Source organism: Variovorax sp. OK605 (assembly GCF_900115445.1).
Taxonomy (GTDB): Bacteria; Pseudomonadota; Gammaproteobacteria; order Burkholderiales; family Burkholderiaceae_C; genus Variovorax.
This window is the reverse complement of record NZ_FOWL01000002.1, coordinates 467655-487453: the sequence shown is the minus strand read 5'-3', so window position 1 is coordinate 487453 and position 19799 is coordinate 467655. Positions and strand designations below refer to the sequence as shown.

Below are 19799 nucleotides of genomic sequence, written 5' to 3'. Positions count from 1 at the left end.
GTACGACCGTTCAAGGCAAAAGCGCCCGTTGCGCGCGTCCCGCCTACGTTGCGCGCTATAGCTTTAGTAGCAACTCAGATGGGCGTGAGCTTGGCCACCGACAGCGCCAGCCACTTCACGCCGTGGCGCGCGAACTTGACCTGCGCGCGCGCATCGTCGCCCGAGCCTTCCAGCGCGGTGACCGTGCCTTCGCCGAACTTGTTGTGGAACACCTGCATGCCCGAGCGCAGGCCGTGCGCGGGCGCGCTCTTCTGCGGCGGCACGGGCGGGCTGGCGAAGGTGTCCTTGTCGCGGTTGCTGCCGTAGCCGGTGCCCTGGCCGCCGCCATAACCGCCGCCGTAGCCTCCTGACCCGCCGCGCGTGCTGCCGTAGCCGCCGCCGTAGCCGAAGGCCGAGGGCGTGAAGCCCTGGTTCTTGGGGGTGAGCCACTTCAGCGCGCCTTCGGGCAGCTCTTCGAAGAAGCGGCTCTTGACGTTGTAGCGGGTCTGGCCGTGCAGCATGCGCGTCTGCGAATGGCTCAGGTACAGGCGCTTGCGGGCGCGCGTGATGGCCACGTACATCAGGCGGCGTTCTTCCTCGAGGCTCTCGAAGTCGCTCATCGAGTTCTCGTGCGGGAACAGGCCCTCTTCCATGCCGGTGATGAACACGCAGTCGAACTCCAGGCCCTTGGCGGCGTGCACCGTCATGAGCTGCACCGCGTCCTGCCCGGCCTGCGCCTGGTTGTCGCCCGATTCGAGCGCGGCGTGCGTGAGGAACGCGGCCAGCGGGCTCAGCGTTTCGCCGGTCTCGGCGTCGGGCGCGAGCGGCTCGTCGATCACCGGGCGGGTCAGGTCGATGCCCTGGCTCGCGGGCGACTGGCGCAGCTCGTCGACCGGCAGCGCCACGGCGTCGCGGCCGAAGCCTTCCTGCGTGACGAAGCTCTCGGCCGCGTTCACCAGTTCTTCCAGGTTCTCGATGCGATCGGCGCCTTCGCGGTCGGCCTTGTAGTGCTCCACGAGGCCGCTGTGGTCGAGCACCAGCTCGATGATCTCGCGCAGGCTCACGCCCTGCGTCTGCTCGCGCAGCACGTCGATCTTGGCGACGAAGCCCGTGAGGTTGGCGCCCGCCTTGCCGCCGACCACGCTCACCGCGTCGTGCAGCGAACGCCCGGCCGCGCGGGACGCGTCCTGCAGGGTTTCGAGCGTGCGCGCGCCGATGCCGCGCGGCGGGAAGTTGACCACCCGCAGGAAGCTGGTGTCGTCGTCCTTGTTCTCCAGCAGGCGCAGGTAGGCCAGCGCGTGCTTGATTTCGGCACGCTCGAAGAAGCGCAGGCCGCCGTACACGCGGTACGGCACCGACGCGTTGAACAGCGCCGTTTCGATCACCCGGCTCTGCGCATTGCTGCGGTAGAGCACGGCCATTTCCTTGCGCTCGAAGCCGTCGCGCACGAGCTGGCGCATTTCCTCGACCATCCACTGCGCCTCGGCCAGGTCGGTGGGCGACTCGTACACGCGCACCGGTTCGCCGGGGCCCTGCGTCGTGCGCAGGTTCTTGCCGAGGCGTTTCTTGTTGTGGCTGATGAGCTCGTTGGCGGAGTCGAGGATGTTGCTGTAGCTGCGGTAGTTCTGCTCCAGCTTGATCTGGTGGCGCACGTCGAACTCGCGCACGAAGTCGGTCATGTTGCCCACGCGCGCACCGCGGAAGGCATAGATGCTCTGGTCGTCGTCGCCCACAGCGATCACGCTGTTGCGCCCGGGCTCGAACTGGCCTCCGACGGTGTTGCCCGCCAGCATCTTGATCCACGCGTACTGCAGGCGGTTGGTGTCCTGGAACTCGTCGATCAGGATGTGGCGAAAGCGCCGCTGGTAGTGCTCGCGCACCGGGTCGTTGTCGCGCAGCAGTTCGTAGCTGCGCAGCATGAGCTCGCCGAAATCGACCACGCCTTCGCGCTGGCATTGCTCTTCGTACAGGCGGTAGATCTCGACCTTCTTGCGGTCGTCCTCGTTGCGCACTTCCACGCCGTCGGGGCGCAGGCCGTCTTCCTTGGCGCCGGCGATGAACCACTGGGTCTGCTTGGCGGGAAAGCGCTCGTCATCGACGTTGAACTGCTTCATCAGGCGCTTGATGGCCGAGAGCTGGTCCTGCGTGTCGAGGATCTGGAAGGTCGAGGGCAGGTTGGCCAGCTTCCAGTGCGCGCGCAGCAGGCGGTTGCACAGGCCGTGGAAGGTCCCGATCCACATGCCGCGCACGTTGACGGGCAGGATGGCCGTCAACCGCGTCATCATTTCCTTGGCGGCCTTGTTGGTGAAGGTCACGGCCAGGATGCCGCCGGCGGAGACCTGGCCCGTTTGCAGCAGCCACGCGATGCGGGTGGTGAGCACGCGCGTCTTGCCCGAGCCCGCGCCCGCGAGGATGAGCGCGTTGCCTTCGGGCAACGTGACCGCGGCGAGCTGCTCCGCGTTCAGGTTATGGAGCAGCGGCATGTCCGAAGGATTCGGGAGGGGGGCGTCAGCCGCAGGATCGTTAAACAACATCCTTCGATTGTAGAAACCACGGCGTATGCGGGTTATATGAAGATTCGGAAGACCCGGCTTCGCGAGACCGCGTAAACTCAATCACCGGGCCCAAGTTTCTTGCGCCCGGTTTTTTGTGGGCGTCTTCTTGCAAGAACGCACCGCGAAAGCCGGCCGGACCAAGCGCTCATTCGTTCCATTCAACGATTCCTTTCAGGAGCCTGGTCATGCAGATTTTCGATTACGACAACATCCTTTTGCTCCCGCGCAAGTGCCGCGTGGAGAGCCGCTCCGAGTGCGACACCAGCGTCACGCTGGGCGAACGCAGCTTCCGCCTGCCGGTGGTGCCCGCCAACATGAAGACGGTGGTCGACGAGTCGATCTGCCTGTGGCTCGCGCAGAACGGCTACTTCTACGTGATGCACCGCTTCGACCTGGACAACGTCCAGTTCGTGAAGGACATGCAGGGCAAGGGCGTGTTCGCCTCGATCTCGCTCGGCGTGAAGAAGCCCGACTACGACACCGTCGACCAGCTGGTGGCGCAGGGCCTGGTGCCCGAGTACGTGACCATCGACATCGCGCACGGCCACGCCGACAGCGTGAAGAACATGATCGGCTACCTCAAGCAGAAGCTGCCGAAGACCTTCGTGATTGCCGGCAACGTCGGCACGCCCGAAGCGGTGATCGACCTGGAGAACTGGGGCGCCGACGCGACCAAGGTCGGCATCGGCCCGGGCAAGGTCTGCATCACCAAGCTCAAGACCGGCTTCGGCACGGGCGGCTGGCAGCTGTCGGCGCTCAAGTGGTGCGCGCGCGTGGCGACCAAGCCGATCATTGCGGACGGCGGCATTCGCGACCATGGCGACATCGCCAAGAGCGTGCGCTTCGGCGCGTCGATGGTGATGATCGGCTCGCTGTTCGCGGGCCACGAGGAGTCGCCGGGCAAGACCGTCGAGGTCGACGGCGCGCTCTTCAAGGAGTACTACGGCTCGGCCAGCGACTTCAACAAGGGCGAATACAAGCACGTCGAGGGCAAGCGCATCCTCGAGCCCGTGAAGGGCAAGCTGGCCGACACGCTGGTCGAGATGGAGCAGGACGTGCAGAGCTCGATCAGCTACGCGGGCGGCCGCGCGCTGATGGACATCCGCAAGGTCAACTACGTCACGCTGGGCGGCGACAACGCGGGCGAACACCTGCTGATGTAAGCCCCCTGCCCTGGCCGCCGGTCAGGCTTCGAGCAGCTGCACCGCATGGCGGTGCAATGCATGGGCCGGATCGGCCAGTGCATCGACCACGTCGAAGTGGTTGAGCCCCGGCAGCACCTCGCACACCGGCACGGTGTTGCGGCCCCACGACTCGCGGATCATCGCGTTGTGGCGGATGAATTCTTCGCTCTCGCTGCCGCCCGCGACGGCGTAGAGCTGGCCGCGCTTCGGCGCGGGCCACAGCGCCGGGCTGGCGCGCAGCACGTCGGCGTCGGTCAGCTTCAGCGTGTTCACCAGGAACGGCGTGTGCTGCAGCGGGCGCAGGTCGTAGAGCCCGGAGATCGACAGCGCGTTGCGCACCAGTTGCACGGGCAGGTCGGGGGCGACCGCTTTCCAGTCGCAGGACAGCAGCGCAGCGGCCATGTGCCCGCCGGCCGAGTGGCCCGCGACGGTGATGCGCGAGGGATCGCCGCCGTAGGCCGCGACGTGGCGCCACGTCCACTCGAGCGCGCGCACCATCTGCATCACGATGCCGGGCACCGTGACCGGTTGCTCTGCAGTGCCGGGGCACAGCGCGTAGTTCGGTTGCACCACGCAGATGCCGCGGTCGTTGAACGCGGGTGAAATGAAGGAGTGGTCTTTCTTGTCCATCGCGCGCCAGTAGCCGCCGTGGATGAAGACCAGCACCGGCGCGTCGGGCACGGGTGCGGGGAAGACGTCGAGCGTTTCGTTCGTGCCGCTGCCGTAGGGAATGTCGATCCGCGCAGGCAAGGCATCGCGTGCGGCGGCGGAATCGCGGGCCCAGCGCTGGAAGTACGCGGGGTGGTCTTTCACCCGCGCGAGGTTGTTGTACATGCCTTCCAGCCAGGCGGGTTCGAACGAAGCCATGCGATTTTTCTCCGTGTTTCGCGAGGCGCGCATCTTGGCACGCCGGGGTGTGCGAAAACGGGAGTTCTGGCTAAAATTCGCTGTGCGTCGGGGGGGTAGCTCAGCTGGGAGAGCGCCGCGTTCGCAATGCGGAGGTCGTGAGTTCGATCCTCATCCTCTCCACCAGACCGACACAAAAAAGGCCTTGGCATCTGCCAGGGCCTTTTTCTTTTTCAGGGCTCAGGTATCGAGCGTCAGGTGCTGGCCGTGCAGCGCGGCCGCCGCTGGCGATGCAAGGAAGGCGATGGTCTGCGCGGCGACCGAGGTCGACACCCAGTCGGCCGGGTTCGCATCGGGCATCGCCTGGCGGTTGGCCGGCGTGTCCAGCACGCTGGGGGCGACGCTGTTCACGCTGACGCCGTGCGGCGCCGCCTCGGCCGCCATGGCTTCGACCAGGCGCTGCAGCGCGCTCTTCGATGCGATGTACGCGGCCATGGCCGGCAGGCCGCGCGCCGCCACCTTCGCCGTCACGGCAATGATGCTGCCGGCGCGGCGTTCGGTCATCGACGGCAGCACCGCCTGCGTGACGGCGACGAACGACCAGGCGTTGAGATTCATCATCCGGTCCCAGCTCTCGCGCGTGAGCGCATGCGTGGCCTCGCCCATCTCGAAGCCGCCGGCGATGTGGACCAGCGTGTCGATGCGGCCGAAGGACTTGAGCGCTTGCTGCGCGAGGCTCTTCATCTCGGAAGCGGAAGTCACGTCGCCCGAGAGCAGCAGGTGCTGCGAGTTGTCGAGACCGGGGAAGACTTCGGCGAGACGGCCCGCGTGGTGATCGACCAGCGCAAGGCGCGCGCCCTGATCGAGAAAGTGCTGTGCCACGGCCCGACCCAATGCGCCTGCGGCGCCGGTGATCAAGACATGGGGCGTGGTGCTTGCGTCGCTCATCGAAATTCTCCTGGTTGAAGGGCCCTGCCCTGTCGGTGATGACGCATCCTAACGTTGCGTCTGCAAATTTTTTGGAAAAGCTTCAGAACTGGTATATACTCGTGGTCTTGCCAGATAGCAGCAAACGCTGTCTAAGCAAGGGCTCTTAGCTCAGTTGGTAGAGCAGCGGACTCTTAATCCGTAGGTCGAGTGTTCGAGTCACTCAGGGCCCACCACCAACAAGCGCAGTAATGCTGAACCCGCCCGCTACCCACAAGGTAGCGGGCGTTTTTCATTGTGCTGCGCCCTGCCGCGCAGTCCAGTCGTCGACACAGCGCGCCAGCAGGTCGCGACGCGCTCCCACTTCCGCCATCAGGTACTGCCGTGCGTGTTCCTGCGCCAGTTCGTTCGACAGGAACCACTGCGCTCGCGCGTCGGTCCCTTGCGCAGGCGGCGCGTTCCACGTCGCATCGCGGTTGCCGAGGAACGCTTCCGTGACCGGCAGCCGCCCATCGGTCTTGCCGAGTTCGCACAACGCATCGCGCGGGCCGCCAAGATCGATGCGCACCCTCACGACCTCGTCGTCCGCCTCGATAGACGCACCGAGACCGCCCGATCGATGCACCTGCCAAAGCTGCGCAGCGGAGGCATTCCGAACCCAGCTCTCGAGGGCTCGCGCCAGACTCTCAAGAATGATCAGTTTGTTCATACGGGAATTTTTCACAGTTTTGCGGAGCACTTACCTCCTGCCCCGGATGCAACCTACAAAAGGACCCTATGCGCCGTGGCATCTTGCACATGCTGTCACGCACAGAAGAAGAACAACACCACAGGGACTGCAACTTCGAAGCCAAAGGCTCGTTCAACCCGCACAGGCGGGTATTTTTTTGCCTGGCCGAAATCAGCGCCGGCAACGACGTCCGCAGACAACGCATTGACACGGTCGCGGCGTATGCATTCAAGCGTGAGCTATATTTCCTCCCATGGAAAAGGCGTCCGACATAGGCAAACCCACCGTCCCCATCGACCTGATCGGGCCGGACCATTGGCCGCGCTCCAGGCGCGGCGGCGGGCGCACAACCAAAGTGATCCTCGCCGTCGTCGGCGGACTGGCCGCCGCCGGACTGATCGCCTACAACCTCTTCGGCGTCGGACGCTGACGCCTCGCTCTCCCTCAAACGAAAAAGCCCGCCGTCCGAAAGACGGCGGGCTTCGTTCATTGGCGCGGACCTCATCGCGATCCCGCCCTCATTGAAGCCGCGAGCCCTTGGGCAGGCGCTTCGCGAGCCACTCGTGCACGTCCGCACGGATGTTGCGGCCTTCGAGCAGAAAGTTCTCGTAGCGGCTCGGCACGTACGGCAGGTAGACCAGTGGCATGCCCGCTTCCTCCGGCGTGCGCGCGGCCTTGCGGTTGTTGCAGACCGCGCATGCGCTCACGAGGTTGGTCCAGGTCCACGGGCCGCCGCGCGACTCGGGCATCACGTGCTCGCACTGCAGGTCGCGTTCGTGGAACACGTTCGCGCAGTAGGCGCAGGTGTGGCGGTCGCGGCGCAGCAGCTTGCTCTTGGTGACGCTCGGAATCACGTCGAACAGGTTGATCTTCGACGCGCCGCGCAGCGCGATGATCGGCGCCACCTCGACGCGCGACTGCACACCGCGCGCCACGTTGAAGCCGCCACGCAGCGTGGCCAGCGGCAGGTCGCCGTCTTCCCAGGCGACCGAGCCGGTCGCGTAGTGCAACACCGCCTGCTCCAGCGAGATCCAGGCCTGCGGCGTGCCCTGAATATCGAGTTGCAGGACGTGAGGATGCATGTGTCGCCTCCTTTCGCGGCGATGGTTGGGATGAAGTTGAACGAAACGAAACCATGGGGTGCACGAACGGAATCGAACCGTCGTCAGCGGGACCACAACCCGCGGCTCTGCCATTGAGCTACGCGCACCATGAAAAACTGAAGGCCGGCCGGCTTACCACTCGCCGACCGCGCGAACGCGCTGGTCGAGATCGAGGCCTTCCGGCAGCGGATCGCATCCCGGCGAGGCGGCCGCGCATTCGCCTGCGCGGCGCGCGTCGACGGCAATGCCGAAGCGGCGGGCCAGGGCCAGCACCATGCGGCTGCGCGGCTGTGCCGGGCGCACGGTGATCATCCGGATCGGGGTGTTGCGCTTGCGCATGATGTGACTCCTTGGTTGTGTGACAGCTGACAAATAAAAAATGGCCCCACGTGCACGACTCGAACGTGCAACCCCTTGCTTCGTAGGCAAGTGCTCTCATCCATTGAGCTAACGCGGGTCGAAAACAAAAAGTGTCCGGTTACGGGTTCCGGCGCCGCCCAATCGTTGCGGCCGGTTTCCGCGGGAGAACCATCTGCATGGCCCGGTCCCGCTCGGGTTCGGTGATGAAAAAAACGGTGGCCCGCCTTTCCATTTCGGTTGTGTCCTCACGCGACGGGCAGCGCGCTGGGCGCTGCCCCGTACGACGTCGCTGCACAGGAGTGATCAGTTCCTGCACATCCCGCCAGACCGTCTACGCGGTGGGCACTGGCGGTGTGGTGAAGGCACACCCGAAATGGCAAACAAGCACGACAAAAACAAAAGCCAAAAACAAAAAGGCCCGGAACCTTGCGGTGTCCGGGCCTCTGCATGAGAGAGCTTGGAAGGTATGCGCCTATGCGCAACCTCCACCCGGTAGCACCTGATCCTCTGCTTTTCCAACGCGCAGGCTGGCTGCGGCTTGTGTCGAATACGCGTGGCTCTGGTGCTGATTCAGTCGGACCGACGGCATGCTGCCGAAACCACCACACGCCCAGACGCGCACGAGCGATCGGCCCGAGGCGGGTCGAATGCTGGTGAGGTGCAATGCGGTGTTCACGATGGTTCCTGAGTCAAAAATTGCCGCTGTCGGCTGTAACGGGTTGGAAAAAAGGGACGGCTTGGGGCCGCGAATGAAGGCAACTGTAAATAGTGTTTACGACGGCGTCAACAACCGGGACAATCTTTTCTTGTCTTGTTGTTGTTTTTGAACAGTGCCCAATATCACCGTCGCGCGTCGCCGCAATGCCCTCGCGCTGCACCGTCGTTTTCTCGAAGAGGCCGTGGCCGCCGGCCTGCCGGCCAAGGGGCTGGACCAGGCGTTTGCGAAGAAGATCGAAATCTCGCCGAGCATGTGGAGCCAGATCAAGAGCGCCCGGCCCATCGGCGACAACCTGGCGCGGCAGATCGAGCGGCACTGCGACGTCGAGCCCCACTGGCTCGACAAGGAAGACCGCCCCTCCGAAGTGCCCGACGCGGCGGAAGAGCGCTTCATCGCCGCTGCGCGCGAGGCATGGCGTACCGCCAATGCCAAGGGCAAGAAAGAGCTCGCCAGCTGGCTCAAGAAGCGCGCGCAGGCCGCCGCGGGCAACGAGCCTGCCCCCTAGCTCCCTGGCCCCCTGGCAAGCTGAAGGCCGTCAGCCCAGCTCGGGCGCGCTGCGCAAGATGGCCGCGCGCATGTCCTCGGGAATGGCGACGGCACGATGGGTCTCCAGCGACGTCGTCACGATCACCTGCGTCATCTGCATGCGCACTTCGCCGCCTTCGGCGCTGAAGCAGCGCACCGCCAGCGTCATCGAGCGCGAGCCCAGCCGCTGCACGGACAGGCCGAGCATCACCGGGTCGCCCATGCGGCTCACGGCGCGGAAATCGACGTCGAGCTTCACGGTCGGCAGGCCGATGCGGCGTTGCGCCACCAGCCCGTGGTAGCTGAGCCCCAGGCCTTCGTTGACCCAGTCCTCGATCAGCCCGTTGAGCATCACGAAGTACTGCGGATAGAAGACGATGCCCGCCGGATCGCAGTCGGAAAAGCGGATCAGCCGTGGCCGGCGGAACTCCGTGCTCGCAGCCGAAAGATCGACGTGGGTGCCCTCGCTCATGCTCAGCCCTCCTCGCCCGCCGGCTCGCCGCGCATCACGTGCACGCGCAGCAGGCCCAGTTGCGTGTGCATCTGCTTGACCGTCTTCATGTCCAGCCCCGAGAACATCTCGAGGATCCACTGCTCGTGCTCGCTCGCCATGGTCTCGAAGGTGCGGCGGCCCGCGGGCGTGAGGCTCACGATCCAGGCGCGGCGGTCGTCGGGGCTGGGCGCGCGCGCCACCATGCCTTCGCGCTCGAGCTCGTCCGTCAGGCCCGTCACGTTGCCGCCGGTCACCATCAGGTAGCGCGACAGCACGCGCATCTTCAGGCCGTCCTTGTAGCGGTAGAGCTGCGCCATGTAGTCGAAGCGCGCCAGCGAGATGCCGAAGCGCTCGCGCAGCCGGCGCCGGATCTCGGCCTCGATCTGCGTGGTGCTGGCCAGCATGCGCAACCAGAGCTTGAGCATCGCGTGGTCCTCGTGGCCCGCGCGAGCCTCGTGGCCGAGTTCTTCCGCGTCGCTCAGCACGGCGTGCGAGGCATCGTTGCGTGTCATGTCACTTCTCCCCCTGAAACCGAGATCGACTGCCCGGTGACCGACGCGGCGCCCGCACCGCAGAGCCAACGCACGGCATCGGCCACCTCGGCCGGCTGCACGATGCGGCGCTGCGGGTTCACGCTCGAGAACTCCGCCAGCGCATCGGCCTCGCTGCGCCCGGTCTTGCCGACCACGTTGGCGACGCTGTTGCGCAGGATGTCGGTGTCGGTGTAGCCCGGGCACACGGCATTCACCGTGATGCCCTTGCGCGCCACCTCCAGTGCCAGCGAGCGCGTGAGCCCGACCACGCCGTGCTTGGCCGCGGTGTAGGCCGCCACGTAGGCGTAGCCCTTCTGCCCCGCCGTGCTGGCGATGTTGACGATGCGGCCCCAGCCCGCGTCGAGCATGTCGGGCAACGCGGCCTGCGCGCACAGGAAGCTGCCCGTGAGGTTGACCGACAGCATGCGCTGCCAGAGCTCGAACGAGGTCTTGAGGAAGGGCGCGCTCTCGGCCGCGCCCGCGTTGTTGACGAGCACCGCGACCGGCCCGCGCGCGGCGCGGGCCTCGGCAAAGGCCGCCTGCACTGCCTCGGGGTTCGCCACGTCGGCGGCCACGACACCGTGCCCGCTGCCCGCGAGCGAATCGGCCACGCGCTGCAGCGCCTCGCGGTCGCGGCCCAGCAGCGTCAGCACGGCGCCTTCGGCGGCCAGGGTGCGGGCGATCTCGGCGCCAATGCCGCGTGCCGCGCCCGTGACGAGTGCGTGCCGGCCAGTGAGTGAATTTGTTTGCATACCTGAATGTTTTAGTTCTGAACCATTTTAGCGCGCGGTCCGTGCCCGGGTTGTCAGCGCATGAAACGGCCGCCGTTGAGGTCCAGCGTCGCGCCGGTCATGAAAGCGGCGGCCGGCGAGGCCAGGTAGACGACCGCCGCGGCCACTTCCTCGGGCAGGCCGAAGCGTCCGACCGGAATGGCTGCTTGCAACGCCTGCTGCGGCGCGGGCTCCATGGCCTCCAGCGGCGGACTCTGGATCGCGGCGGGCGCCAGCGCGTTCACCGTCACGCCGTGCGGCGCCAGTTCCTGCGCGAACGACCGCGTGAGCGCCAGCAGCCCGGCCTTGCTCGCGCCATAGTGCACACCGGTCGCGGCACTGGCCTGCTGCCCGGCCAGCGAGCCCAGGTTGACGATGCGCCCCGAACCGCGCTCGCGCATGTGCCGCCCGGCGATGCGGCAGCCGAAGAAGCTGCCGCGCAGGTTCACGGCCAGCACGTCGTCCCATTCCTCGGGCGTGATGTCCCACAGCGAGGTGCTCGGCGTGCGCGCCGCGTTGTTGACCATGATGTCGACGGCGCCGAAATGCGCGACCGCCTTGTCGAAGGCATCGCGAAACGCCGCCTCGTCGCGCACGTCGAGCCGCAGCGCAAGCCCGTCGATCTGCGCCGCCACGGCCTGCGCATTCGCCGGCTCGACATCGGCCAGCGCCACGCGCGCCCCGGCCTGCGCCAGCCCGCGCGCAATGGCCGCGCCCAGGCCCTGCCCCGCGCCCGTCACGAACGCCACGCGGCCGGCAAGCGGGAGCAGCGTTGCGTTCGCCATGCGCCTCAGGCCCTCGCGGGCCGGCCGTCCCAGGTCTGCGGACCCACGCCGCGCTCGCGCAGCTTGAACTTCTGCACCTTGCCGTTCTCGGTGCGCGGCAGGTCGGCCAGCACGTCGATGTAGCGCGGCACGGCGAAGTACGGCAGGCGGCCTTCGCAGAAGCGCACGAGTTCGGCGGGGTCGATGGCCACGCCCTCGCGCGCCACCAGCGCGGCCATCACCTCGTCCTCCGCCAGTTCGGAGCGCACCGGGTACACCGCGCACGAGGCCACGCCCGCGTGGCTCAGCAGCACCTGTTCGACCTCGAACGACGAGATGTTCTCGCCGCGCCGTCGAATCGCGTCCTTGATGCGGTCGACGAAACGGAACGCCCCGTCGGCGTCCTGCACCACGCGGTCGCCGGTGTGGAACCAGAGATTGCGCCAGGCCTCGACCGTCTTCCCGGGCATGTTGAAGTAGCCGCTCGCAAAGGCGTGCGGCTCGTCCGCGCGCAGCAGCAGCTCGCCGGCCTCGCCGGGCGGCAGGGCCCCGTCGTCCTCATCGGCCACGCGCGCCTGGAAGCCTGGCCGCAGCCAGCCCATGACGCCGCCGCGCGGCGAATCGGGCGCGGTGGCAATCGCGAAATTGGTCTCGGTCGAGCCGTAGCCTTCGAGCAGCGGCACGCCCGTGCGCGCCTTGAACGCCGCCCCCGCCGCGGAAGGCACGCCCGGCCCCAGGCCGATGCGCACGCGGTGATCGCGCTCGCCGGTCCCTTCGGGCTGCGCCAGCAGGATCGGCACCATCGCGCCCAGCAGGTACACCACCGTCGCGCCGCTCGCGCGCATCGACGGCCAGAAGCCCGAGGCGGAGAAGCGCGACTCGAACACCACTTCGGCGCCGGTCAGCGCAGCCTGCGCGAAGGTGTTGAGCGCATTGATGTGAAACAGCGGCAGCGTGGTGCACAGCACGTCGCCGGCGCCCACGCCGAGCACTTCCGCGCTGTTCACGCCCCACCAGAAATACTGCGCGTGCGGGCACATCACGCCCTTGGCCGGCCCGGTCGTGCCGGAGGTATAGAGGATCGCAAGCGGATCGCCGGGCTGCACGGCCGCGGGCGCGAGCGCCTCGCCGCCTTCGGGGTAAGGCGCCACGCGCACGCCCTCGGGCGCCTGCCAGTCCGCGGGCTCGCCCTCGCCCACCACCCAGATCTCGCGCAACGCGGTGCGCGCCAGGTCCGCCGTGGCAAGCCGCGACAGAAAGCCCGCCTCGATCACCAGCAGCTTCGCCTCGCTGTTCGCGAGGAAGTATTCGACCTGCGGCCCCATCGACGCCGTATTGACCGGCACCACCGCCGCACCCAGCCAACCCGCGCCCAGGAAGCTCTCGAGAAACTCGACACGGTTGCCGCACATCACGGCCACGCGGTCGCCGCGCACCACGCCGGCCGCTGCCAGCGCGCCGGCGCGAACGGCTGCTGCCTGCGCTGCGTCGCGGTGCGCCCACGCCCGCCCCGCGATCCGCAGCAGCGCGCGCGGGCCGAACAGCCCGGCCTGCCGCTGCAGCATCGCCGGCAGCGTGCGCTGCGCGGGCGGCACGGCGCGCGCGTCACTCGTCATCGTGCGTGCCTCCGCCAAGGTAGGTGGCCTGCACGCGCGGGTCGCTCGCCAGCTCGGCCGATGCGCCCGACAGCGCAATCTCGCCGGTTTCCAGCACATAGCCCTCGTCCGAGCTCTCGAGCGCGGCGCGCGCGTTCTGCTCCACCAGCAGGATCGACACGCCGTCGTCGCGCAGCTTGCGCACGATGGTCAGGATGTCGCGCACGATCAGCGGCGCCAGGCCCAGGCTGGGCTCGTCCAGCATCAGCAGGCGCGGCGCCGACATCAGCGCGCGCCCCACCGCCAGCATCTGCCGTTCGCCGCCGGAGAGCGTGTCCGCACGCTGCGAGCGCCGCTCGGCCAGCCGCGGAAAGCGGTCGTACACCGACTGCAGCCGTTTCTTCATCGCGTCGCCGCGCAGCCGCTTGGCATAGGCGCCGAGCTGCAGGTTGTCGAGCACGGTGAGCTCGCCGAACAGCTCGCGCTTCTCGGGCACCAGGCACAGGCCGCGTTCCACGCGCGCTTCCACGTCCAGCCCCTGCAGGTCTTCGCCTTCGAAGCGCAGCGTGCCCTTGCAGGGCAGCAGCCCCATCGCCGCGGCCAGCAGCGTGGTCTTGCCCGCGCCGTTCGGGCCGATCACCGAGATGATCTGCCCCGGCTGCAGGTCGAGCGACACACCGCGCACCGCCTCCACCTGCCCGTACGACACATGCAGGTCGCCAATCTCCAGCATCGCGGTCATTTCGTTACCCCCAGGCTTCTCACTTCGTGTACTTCTCCCACCCCCTGAAGGGGGCCCGCGCCTTCGGGCGGCCGTGCGGCGCTCATACGACGCTCCCCAGGTAAGCCGCCTGCACACGCTCGTCGGCGCGCACCGCCGACGGCACGCCCTCCACGAGCTTGGAGCCGAAGTTCATCACCACCAATCGGTCCACCAGTTTCATCACGAAGTCCATGTCGTGTTCGACGATGAGGATGGTCACGCCCTCCTCGCGCAGCTTGCGCAGCAGGTCGCCGAGTGCCATCTTCTCCTTGCGGCGCAGGCCGGCGGCGGGCTCGTCGAGCACCAGCAGCACCGGGTCGGCGGCCAGCGCGCGCGCAATCTCCAGGATGCGCTGCGTGCCCAGCGGCAGGCTGCCCGCCAGCTCGTGCGCGCGGTCGCCCAAGCCGATACGGTCGAGCTGGCGCTGCGCCTCCTGCAGGATCTGGCTTTCCTCGTTGCGGTCGAGCCGCAGGCCCGCCTTCAGGATGCCCGAGCGCGTGCGCGAGTGCGCGCCCAGCGCCACGTTGTCGAGCAGGCTCATGCGCGGCCTCAGCTTCACGTGCTGGAAGGTGCGCGCCAGGCCCAGCCGCGCCACCTGCCGCTGCGGCAGGCCGGCAATGTCGTGCTCCAGAAAGCGCACCTGCCCCGCGCTCATGGGCAGCGTGCAGGTCAGCAGGTTGAACATGGTCGACTTGCCCGCGCCGTTGGGCCCGATCAGCCCGACGATCTCGCCGGCCTTCACGTCGAAGCTCACGTCGTTCACCGCCACCAGCCCGCCGAAGCGCTTGACCGCGCCGTTGACCGACAGCACCGGCGATCCGCGTGCCGGCAGCGTGCGGTTGGCCAGCGGCTCGACCGGCGCCGCCTCGTGGCGCGACGGCCCCTGCGGCGCGCCGCGCCGGTGCGTCCAGCGGCGCAGCAGGCCCATGACGCCGCCGCGCGCGAAGTGCAGCAGCAGGATGAAGAGCGCGGCGAAGGCCACGGCCTCCAGCTGGCCGGCGCGCTGCGTGAGCATCGGCAGCACGTCCTGCAGGCCGTTCTTCAGCACCAGCACCAGCGCGGCGCCCACCAGCGCGCCCGCCAGTTGCCCGAGCCCGCCGGCCACCGCCATCAGCAGGTACTCGATGCTGGCGCGCACGTCGAAGGGCGACGGGCTCACGAAGCGGTTCATGTGCGCGTACAACCAACCCGCCAGCCCCGCGAACAACGCCGCCGTGACGAACAGCGACAGCCGCACGCGGTACGCATCCGCGCCCACGCTCGCCAGCAGCGTGGCACCGCCGCGCAGCCCGCGAATGGCGCGACCCGGCCGCGACTGCAGCAGGTTGTGGCTGAACAGGCAGGCCAGCCCCACCACCACCCAGATCAGGTAGTACATCGCGCGCGGGTCGGCCAGCGACCAGCCCGCCACCTGCAGCGCCGGAATGTTCGACAGCCCCGTGTGCCGGCCCAGCGCGTCGACGTTGCCGAACAGCATCGCAATCGACAGCCCCCATGCGATGGTGCTCAGCGGCAGGAAGTGCCCGCCGAGCCGCAGCGTGAGCATGCCGATGGCCAGCGCCGACAGCCCCGTGAGCAGCAGCGCGAACAGCAGCCCGATCCACGGCGACATGCCCTGCGTGGTGGTGAGCCATGCGGTCGCGTAGGCCGCGATGCCCACGAAGGCCGCCTGCCCGAACGACGTGGCGCCGCCCACGCCCGTGAGCATCACCAGGCCCAGCGCCACCAGTGCGCCGATGCCGATGTCGTTGAGCAGCGAGACGGTGAAGCTGCCCGCCACCACCGGCACCAGGGCCAGCACGGCGACGATACCGGCGATCCAAGCGCCGCGCTTCTTGAGATTCGCGTTCATTGGTCCACCTCGTCTTCTTCCTCTTCGGCGTGCGCGACCATGAAGGAGCGCAGCATGAGCACGGGAATCAGCAGGCTGAAGACGATCACGTCCTTCAGCGCACCGCTCCAGAACGAGGCGAAGCTTTCCACCACGCCGACCGCGAGCGCGCCCACGGCCGTCATCGGGTAGCTCACCAGCCCGCCGATGATCGCGGCCACGAAGGCCTTCAGGCCGATGATGAAGCCCGAGTCGTAGTACATGGTCGTCACCGGCGCAATCAGCACGCCGATGAGCCCCGCCAGCAGCGAGGCGCAGCCGTACGCCAACAGCGCCGTGCGCACCGGCCGGATGCCCACCAGCCGCGCGCCCACCCGGTTCACGGCCGTGGCGCGCAGCGCCTTGCCGGCCACCGTGCGCTCGAACACCAGGAAGAACAGCCCGCTCAGCACAATGGCCGCCCCCACCATCAGCACCACCTGGCCGCTGACGGTGAAGCCGTCGCCCAGCGTGAACACGGCGCTGGTCAGCGGCGTGGTGCGCGAGCCCTCAGGCCCGAAGAACAGCAGGCCCAGGCCCGACAGCAGGAAGTGCAGCGCCAGCGACACGATCAGCAGCACCAGCACCGACGCGTCCGCGATCGGCTGGAACACCACCCGCGCGAGCAGCGGCGCAATCGGCACCACCAGCAGCACCGCCACGGCGATGTGCACCGCCACCGGCACGCCGGGCCGCGCCGCAAGCCACGCCAGCACGCACGGAATGGCGGGCAGCACGCCCCACATCAGCACGGCCTTGGGAATGCGCGCGGTCTCGCCGCGCCGCAGCAGGCTGCCGATCTCGGTGGCCAGCGCCAGCGCGGCCAGCACCGCCACCATGCCGATGGTCGCCGGCACGTGGCCGGTTTCAAACGCCGCGAGCGACAGGGCCGCGAAGGCCGCGATGTCGCCGAACGGCACGAACACCACCCGCGTGACGGAAAAGATCAGCACCAGCCCGAGCCCGGCCAGCAGGTAGACGGCGCCGTTGGCCAGCCCGTCGGTGAGAAGAATGAGTGCCACGTCCCATGTCATCGCGCGGCCCTCCGGCAAAGCAAAGGCGAGCGGTTCAAGGTGCGAGCTTCCATTGGCCGTTGTCGAGCTTGACGATCACGCGGGCACGTTCGTCCACGCCGTAGAGGCTGCCGGGCTTGAAGCTGTAGACACCGTGCGTGCCCACCACTTCCCTGGTGCTGAAGATGGCATCGCGCAGGGCGACGCGAAACTCGGGCGTTCCCGGCTCGGCCTTCTTCATGGCGCGCGATGCGGCGTCCGCGAACACCAGCCAGCCGTCGAACGAGTAGGCCGAGAAGGCGTCGCTGGTCGGTGCGTTGTTGACCTTCTGGAACACGGCGCGGAACTCGGTCGCGATCTTCTTGGTCGGGTAGCTGTCGGGCAGCTGCTCGGCCACGATCACCGGGCCCGTGGGCATCAGCGCGTTCTGGCCGGAGGCACCCACCACGCGCACGAAGTCGGGGTTGATCAGCCCGTGCTGCCCGTACACGCCGCCCTTGAAGCCGCGCTCCTGCAGCGCCAGGAACGGCAGCGCGCCCGGCGTGCCGGCGCCGCCGGTCATCACCGCGTCGGGCCGCAGCGCCACGATCTTCAGCACCTGGCCCGTGACCGACGCGTCGGCGCGCGCATAGCGCTCGTTGCTCACCACCTTGATGCCGGCGGCCGGCGCGGCCTTCATGAGCGCGTCGTACACCAGGTCGCCCCAGGCGTCGGTGAAACCGATGTAGCCCACGGTCTTCACGTTGTTGCGCTTCATGCGCTCGACCACCGCGTCGATCATCAGTTGCGTGGGCTGCGCCACCGTCATCACCCACGGGTTCTCGTTGGGGTCGAGCAGGATGGGCGTGAGGCCGATCATCGGCGTCTTCGCTTCCTTGCCCACCTGCGCCATCGCAATGGCGGCCGGCACGCCCGAGGTGCCCATGAGCACGTCGACCTTTTCTTCCTCGATCAGCTTGCGCGCGTTGCGCCCGGCCGTGGTCGGGTCGGAACCGTCGTCGAGCACGATGAGCTGCACCTTGCGGCCGTTCACCTCGGGCTTGTAGGCCAGCGCGGCCTGCATGCCCTTGGCGTAAGGCACGCCCAGCGAGGAGTTCGGCCCCGACAGCGACACGCTCAGGCCGACCTTGAGGTCGGCCGCGAATGCGCTGGCAATGCCGCAGGCGGTCAGCGCCGCGGTGAGTGTGCCGCGCGTCAAGGTCTGCATCAGGCTCTTCATGTCGTAGCTCCAGTGAGGATGGTGGGAATGAACAGGAAACTCAGATGAACAACTGGATCGCCGGCAACGCACGCGCGGCGTTGAGCAGGTCGATGCGCTTCTCGCGGATGCGCCAGCCGCCGGGCGTGCGCACGAGGTGGTGGCGGGCCGTGCCGCTCAGCAGCACCTGGTCTTCGCCGCGCGCCTCCACGTACAGGAACGGCGTGCGCAGGCGCACTTCGTCGCCGCCCTGGTGCTCGATGCGCGAGGGCTGCAGCACGTGCTGGCTGTGGCTGGCCGGGTGCTGCGAGTGCGCGCGGGGGTTCTTCAGGCGCTCCACGCGCAGCTGCAGCAGCAGGCGGTCTTCGTAGGCCAGCGAGTTGTGCGAGAACGGATCGGCCTGCGCCGCGCCGAGCAGCGGCACCCAGTAGTGGCCGTCCTCCGCGAACAGGGCCAGCCATTCGTCGAAGCGTTTTTCGTCGAGCAGCGCCGCCTCGTGGGCGACCACGTCGCGCGGGTCCGTCATGGCGCGGCCTCCGCATTCAGGCCCGCCGCCATGGACTTCGCCCACGCGCGGAACTGGTTGCGCATCAGCAGTTCGTTGGTGCCGTTGGTGGTCACCGTGGCCTGCTGCGTCTCCGCCGGGTCGTGGTTGCGGTGCAGGCTCACCCATTCGTTGCCGCCGGCGCGCAGGCCCTGCTGGATGCTCTCGAACAGATGCACGTCGTCGTGCGCCACCACCGACATGGGCGAGAACACGAGGCGGTTGTAGCTCATGGCGCGCTCGAACAGCAGTGCCGGCGCGCCGGCCGCGCGGAAGCTCCAGGCTTCGATCAGCGTGCGGTTGGCCGCCAGCGGGCGGATCACGCGGATGGCCTGCGGCGAGCCCTTGACCGACAGGCTCGGATAGAACACCGAGTTCTGCGGCGAGCGCTGCAATATCTCCGTGGCGCGCGCCTCGCCGTGCGCGGCGCGCATCGCGGCCTCGTACGCGGGCAGCTGCGCGTAGTTGGAATGGATGCTGAAGTTCACCCCCAGCACGCTGTGGCCGTTGGCGAACACGCGCCCGCCCATCTTGTCGAAGAATTCGTAGCCCGAGCCGAAGGGCAGGATCTGCTCCATCGCCATGGGCTTGGGGTCGGTGGGCGCATGGCCTCCCCACAGTGCCTCGGCCGCCTTGGTGGCCGACTCGTGCGTGGACATCGGGTGCACCGTGTCGTTGATGTTCTCCAGGTACATCTTCCAGTTGCAGTGCACGATGTTGCGCAGCACGCCGCCGCCCACGCTCAGCTTGCCTTCGGGCGAGCGGTCGACCATGTTGTCGATGGCGCCCAGCACCTCGCCGAAGTAGCCCTCGAACGAAGGGCCGGTGTCCGACAGCCGCACGAACACGAAGTCGCGGTACACCTTCACATGCTTCACCGCCGACAGCCCCTGGCCCGATTCGCAGGCCTTCAGCTGCGTGCCTTCATAGCCGTTCTTCAGCGGCAGCCCGAGCGGCGCGCCGTCGAGCTTGTAGGTCCACGCGTGGTACGGGCAGCGGAAGAAACGGCCGGTGTTGCCGCTCTCGTCCGTCACCAGCTGCGTGCCCTTGTGGGCGCAGCGGTTGTAGAGCACATGCACGTCGCCGCCGGGCTGGCGCACCATGAGCAGCGGCCGCCCCGCGATGTCCTGCGTCACGAAGTCGCCGGGCTCGGGCACCTGGCTCGCATGGCCTAGAAAGACCCAGGTGTTGGCGAACAGGTGTTCCTGCTCCAGCGCGAAAAGCTCGTCGCTGAGGTACAGGTCGCGGTGCACCCGGTCGTCGCGGACCAGCGCCGCGACAAGATCGGGGCGGTTGCGGTAGGTGGTCATGGTGGTGCTCGGTGGCTCA

20 protein-coding genes and 4 tRNA genes are annotated in these 19799 nt (G+C 67.9%); 5 read left to right on the top strand and 19 right to left on the bottom strand.

The genetic code is table 11. The features are described 5' to 3' along the window. Positions 1-74 precede the first annotated feature (74 nt). Positions 75-2513, bottom strand: coding sequence for a UvrD-helicase domain-containing protein (locus tag BM013_RS06670; RefSeq protein ID WP_093124414.1), 2439 nt, complete (start codon positions 2511-2513; stop codon positions 75-77). Between the two features lie 206 nt (positions 2514-2719). Between BM013_RS06670 and BM013_RS06665 the strand changes: the two genes are divergently transcribed. Then, complete coding sequence (locus BM013_RS06665; RefSeq protein WP_093124411.1) at positions 2720-3697, top strand: GMP reductase; 978 nt, start codon at positions 2720-2722, stop codon at positions 3695-3697. A 21-nt stretch (positions 3698-3718) separates the two neighbouring features. Here the strand turns inward: BM013_RS06665 and BM013_RS06660 are convergent, their stop codons facing one another. Then, a complete protein-coding gene (locus BM013_RS06660; RefSeq protein ID WP_093124409.1) occupies positions 3719-4585 on the bottom strand; it encodes an alpha/beta hydrolase in 867 nt (288 codons plus the stop codon). An 89-nt stretch (positions 4586-4674) separates the two neighbouring features. Between BM013_RS06660 and BM013_RS06655 the strand changes: the two genes are divergently transcribed. Next, a tRNA-Ala gene (locus tag BM013_RS06655) sits at positions 4675-4750 on the top strand. 54 nt (positions 4751-4804) lie between these two features. On the opposite strand, the gene BM013_RS06650 is transcribed toward BM013_RS06655, so the two are convergent. Continuing rightward, entirely contained in the window at positions 4805-5512 is a 708-nt protein-coding gene (locus BM013_RS06650; RefSeq protein ID WP_093124406.1) for an SDR family NAD(P)-dependent oxidoreductase, read from the bottom strand. A gap of 139 nt (positions 5513-5651) precedes the next feature. Between BM013_RS06650 and BM013_RS06645 the strand changes: the two genes are divergently transcribed. Next, positions 5652-5727 (top strand) — tRNA-Lys (locus BM013_RS06645). A 56-nt stretch (positions 5728-5783) separates the two neighbouring features. Here the strand turns inward: BM013_RS06645 and BM013_RS06640 are convergent. Further along, on the bottom strand, positions 5784-6200 hold the full coding sequence (locus BM013_RS06640; protein WP_093124403.1) for a hypothetical protein: 417 nt from the start codon (positions 6198-6200) through the stop codon (positions 5784-5786). Between the two features lie 274 nt (positions 6201-6474). Here BM013_RS06640 and BM013_RS41170 point away from each other — a divergent pair, with 274 nt between their 5' ends. Beyond that, positions 6475-6651 carry a hypothetical protein gene (locus tag BM013_RS41170; RefSeq protein ID WP_177206351.1) on the top strand — a complete coding sequence of 59 codons (177 nt, stop codon included), beginning with the start codon at positions 6475-6477 and terminating at the stop codon, positions 6649-6651. 88 nt (positions 6652-6739) lie between these two features. Here BM013_RS41170 and BM013_RS06635 read toward each other — a convergent pair whose 3' ends face one another. The 4 genes from BM013_RS06635 to BM013_RS06620 form a co-directional block, all read right to left on the bottom strand. Further along, positions 6740-7303, bottom strand: a complete 564-nt coding sequence (locus tag BM013_RS06635; protein WP_093124400.1) for an HNH endonuclease — start codon at positions 7301-7303, stop codon at positions 6740-6742. Between the two features lie 54 nt (positions 7304-7357). Next, positions 7358-7431, bottom strand: a tRNA-His gene (locus BM013_RS06630). A gap of 25 nt (positions 7432-7456) precedes the next feature. Further along, positions 7457-7663 carry a short-chain dehydrogenase gene (locus tag BM013_RS06625; protein ID WP_093124397.1) on the bottom strand — a complete coding sequence of 69 codons (207 nt, stop codon included), beginning with the start codon at positions 7661-7663 and terminating at the stop codon, positions 7457-7459. 41 nt (positions 7664-7704) lie between these two features. Next, positions 7705-7781 (bottom strand) — tRNA-Arg (locus BM013_RS06620). A 733-nt stretch (positions 7782-8514) separates the two neighbouring features. Here BM013_RS06620 and BM013_RS06615 point away from each other — a divergent pair. Further along, positions 8515-8907 carry a hypothetical protein gene (locus tag BM013_RS06615; protein WP_093124395.1) on the top strand — a complete coding sequence of 131 codons (393 nt, stop codon included), beginning with the start codon at positions 8515-8517 and terminating at the stop codon, positions 8905-8907. Positions 8908-8937: 30 nt separating this feature from the next. On the opposite strand, the gene BM013_RS06610 is transcribed toward BM013_RS06615, so the two are convergent. From BM013_RS06610 to BM013_RS06560, 11 genes are all read right to left on the bottom strand, one after another. Continuing rightward, positions 8938-9399: an acyl-CoA thioesterase gene (locus BM013_RS06610; protein ID WP_093124392.1), complete on the bottom strand. Its 462-nt coding sequence runs from the start codon at positions 9397-9399 to the stop codon at positions 8938-8940. Positions 9400-9401: 2 nt separating this feature from the next. Next, positions 9402-9932 carry a MarR family winged helix-turn-helix transcriptional regulator gene (locus BM013_RS06605; protein ID WP_093124389.1) on the bottom strand — a complete coding sequence of 177 codons (531 nt, stop codon included), beginning with the start codon at positions 9930-9932 and terminating at the stop codon, positions 9402-9404. After that, entirely contained in the window at positions 9929-10705 is a 777-nt protein-coding gene (locus tag BM013_RS06600; protein WP_093124387.1) for an SDR family NAD(P)-dependent oxidoreductase, read from the bottom strand. Before BM013_RS06600 ends, BM013_RS06605 begins: the two co-directional genes overlap by 4 nt. A gap of 53 nt (positions 10706-10758) precedes the next feature. After that, the gene (locus tag BM013_RS06595) at positions 10759-11508 is read right to left on the bottom strand and encodes an SDR family NAD(P)-dependent oxidoreductase (protein ID WP_093124384.1); all 750 of its coding nucleotides are present in this window, start codon (positions 11506-11508) and stop codon (positions 10759-10761) included. A gap of 5 nt (positions 11509-11513) precedes the next feature. Continuing rightward, positions 11514-13103: an ATP-dependent acyl-CoA ligase gene (locus BM013_RS06590; RefSeq protein ID WP_093124382.1), complete on the bottom strand. Its 1590-nt coding sequence runs from the start codon at positions 13101-13103 to the stop codon at positions 11514-11516. Further along, the gene (locus BM013_RS06585; RefSeq protein WP_093124379.1) at positions 13093-13824 is read right to left on the bottom strand and encodes an ABC transporter ATP-binding protein; all 732 of its coding nucleotides are present in this window, start codon (positions 13822-13824) and stop codon (positions 13093-13095) included. The genes BM013_RS06590 and BM013_RS06585 overlap by 11 nt, the downstream gene beginning before the upstream one ends. Before the next feature lie 82 nt (positions 13825-13906). Continuing rightward, positions 13907-15697, bottom strand: a complete 1791-nt coding sequence (locus BM013_RS06580) for a branched-chain amino acid ABC transporter ATP-binding protein/permease (protein ID WP_093124376.1) — start codon at positions 15695-15697, stop codon at positions 13907-13909. After that, positions 15694-16749: a branched-chain amino acid ABC transporter permease gene (locus BM013_RS06575; RefSeq protein ID WP_093124373.1), complete on the bottom strand. Its 1056-nt coding sequence runs from the start codon at positions 16747-16749 to the stop codon at positions 15694-15696. Before BM013_RS06575 ends, BM013_RS06580 begins: the two co-directional genes overlap by 4 nt. Positions 16750-16783: 34 nt before the next feature. Beyond that, on the bottom strand, positions 16784-17947 hold the full coding sequence (locus BM013_RS06570; RefSeq protein WP_093124371.1) for an ABC transporter substrate-binding protein: 1164 nt from the start codon (positions 17945-17947) through the stop codon (positions 16784-16786). A gap of 40 nt (positions 17948-17987) precedes the next feature. Then, a complete protein-coding gene (locus tag BM013_RS06565; protein ID WP_093124368.1) occupies positions 17988-18452 on the bottom strand; it encodes an aromatic-ring-hydroxylating dioxygenase subunit beta in 465 nt (154 codons plus the stop codon). Then, positions 18449-19780, bottom strand: a complete 1332-nt coding sequence (locus tag BM013_RS06560) for an aromatic ring-hydroxylating dioxygenase subunit alpha (RefSeq protein ID WP_093124365.1) — start codon at positions 19778-19780, stop codon at positions 18449-18451. The genes BM013_RS06565 and BM013_RS06560 overlap by 4 nt, the downstream gene beginning before the upstream one ends. Positions 19781-19799 lie beyond the last annotated feature (19 nt).

Bases quoted from the DNA above. Each gene is read 5' to 3' on its own strand.
- BM013_RS06605 (WP_093124389.1), bottom strand. From the start codon at position 9,932: ATGACACGCAACGATGCCTCGCACGCCGTGCTGAGCGACGCGGAAGAA.
- BM013_RS06665 (WP_093124411.1), top strand. From the start codon at position 2,720: ATGCAGATTTTCGATTACGACAACATCCTTTTGCTCCCGCGCAAGTGC.
- BM013_RS41170 (WP_177206351.1), top strand. From the start codon at position 6,475: ATGGAAAAGGCGTCCGACATAGGCAAACCCACCGTCCCCATCGACCTG.
- BM013_RS06670 (WP_093124414.1), bottom strand. From the start codon at position 2,513: ATGTTGTTTAACGATCCTGCGGCTGACGCCCCCCTCCCGAATCCTTCG.
- BM013_RS06590 (WP_093124382.1), bottom strand. From the start codon at position 13,103: ATGACGAGTGACGCGCGCGCCGTGCCGCCCGCGCAGCGCACGCTGCCG.
- BM013_RS06575 (WP_093124373.1), bottom strand. From the start codon at position 16,749: ATGACATGGGACGTGGCACTCATTCTTCTCACCGACGGGCTGGCCAAC.
- BM013_RS06660 (WP_093124409.1), bottom strand. From the start codon at position 4,585: ATGGCTTCGTTCGAACCCGCCTGGCTGGAAGGCATGTACAACAACCTC.
- BM013_RS06580 (WP_093124376.1), bottom strand. From the start codon at position 15,697: ATGAACGCGAATCTCAAGAAGCGCGGCGCTTGGATCGCCGGTATCGTC.
- BM013_RS06570 (WP_093124371.1), bottom strand. From the start codon at position 17,947: ATGAAGAGCCTGATGCAGACCTTGACGCGCGGCACACTCACCGCGGCG.
- BM013_RS06640 (WP_093124403.1), bottom strand. From the start codon at position 6,200: ATGAACAAACTGATCATTCTTGAGAGTCTGGCGCGAGCCCTCGAGAGC.
- BM013_RS06565 (WP_093124368.1), bottom strand. From the start codon at position 18,452: ATGACGGACCCGCGCGACGTGGTCGCCCACGAGGCGGCGCTGCTCGAC.
- BM013_RS06585 (WP_093124379.1), bottom strand. From the start codon at position 13,824: ATGACCGCGATGCTGGAGATTGGCGACCTGCATGTGTCGTACGGGCAG.
- BM013_RS06595 (WP_093124384.1), bottom strand. From the start codon at position 11,508: ATGGCGAACGCAACGCTGCTCCCGCTTGCCGGCCGCGTGGCGTTCGTG.
- BM013_RS06600 (WP_093124387.1), bottom strand. From the start codon at position 10,705: ATGCAAACAAATTCACTCACTGGCCGGCACGCACTCGTCACGGGCGCG.
- BM013_RS06625 (WP_093124397.1), bottom strand. From the start codon at position 7,663: ATGCGCAAGCGCAACACCCCGATCCGGATGATCACCGTGCGCCCGGCA.
- BM013_RS06650 (WP_093124406.1), bottom strand. From the start codon at position 5,512: ATGAGCGACGCAAGCACCACGCCCCATGTCTTGATCACCGGCGCCGCA.
- BM013_RS06635 (WP_093124400.1), bottom strand. From the start codon at position 7,303: ATGCATCCTCACGTCCTGCAACTCGATATTCAGGGCACGCCGCAGGCC.
- BM013_RS06560 (WP_093124365.1), bottom strand. From the start codon at position 19,780: ATGACCACCTACCGCAACCGCCCCGATCTTGTCGCGGCGCTGGTCCGC.
- BM013_RS06610 (WP_093124392.1), bottom strand. From the start codon at position 9,399: ATGAGCGAGGGCACCCACGTCGATCTTTCGGCTGCGAGCACGGAGTTC.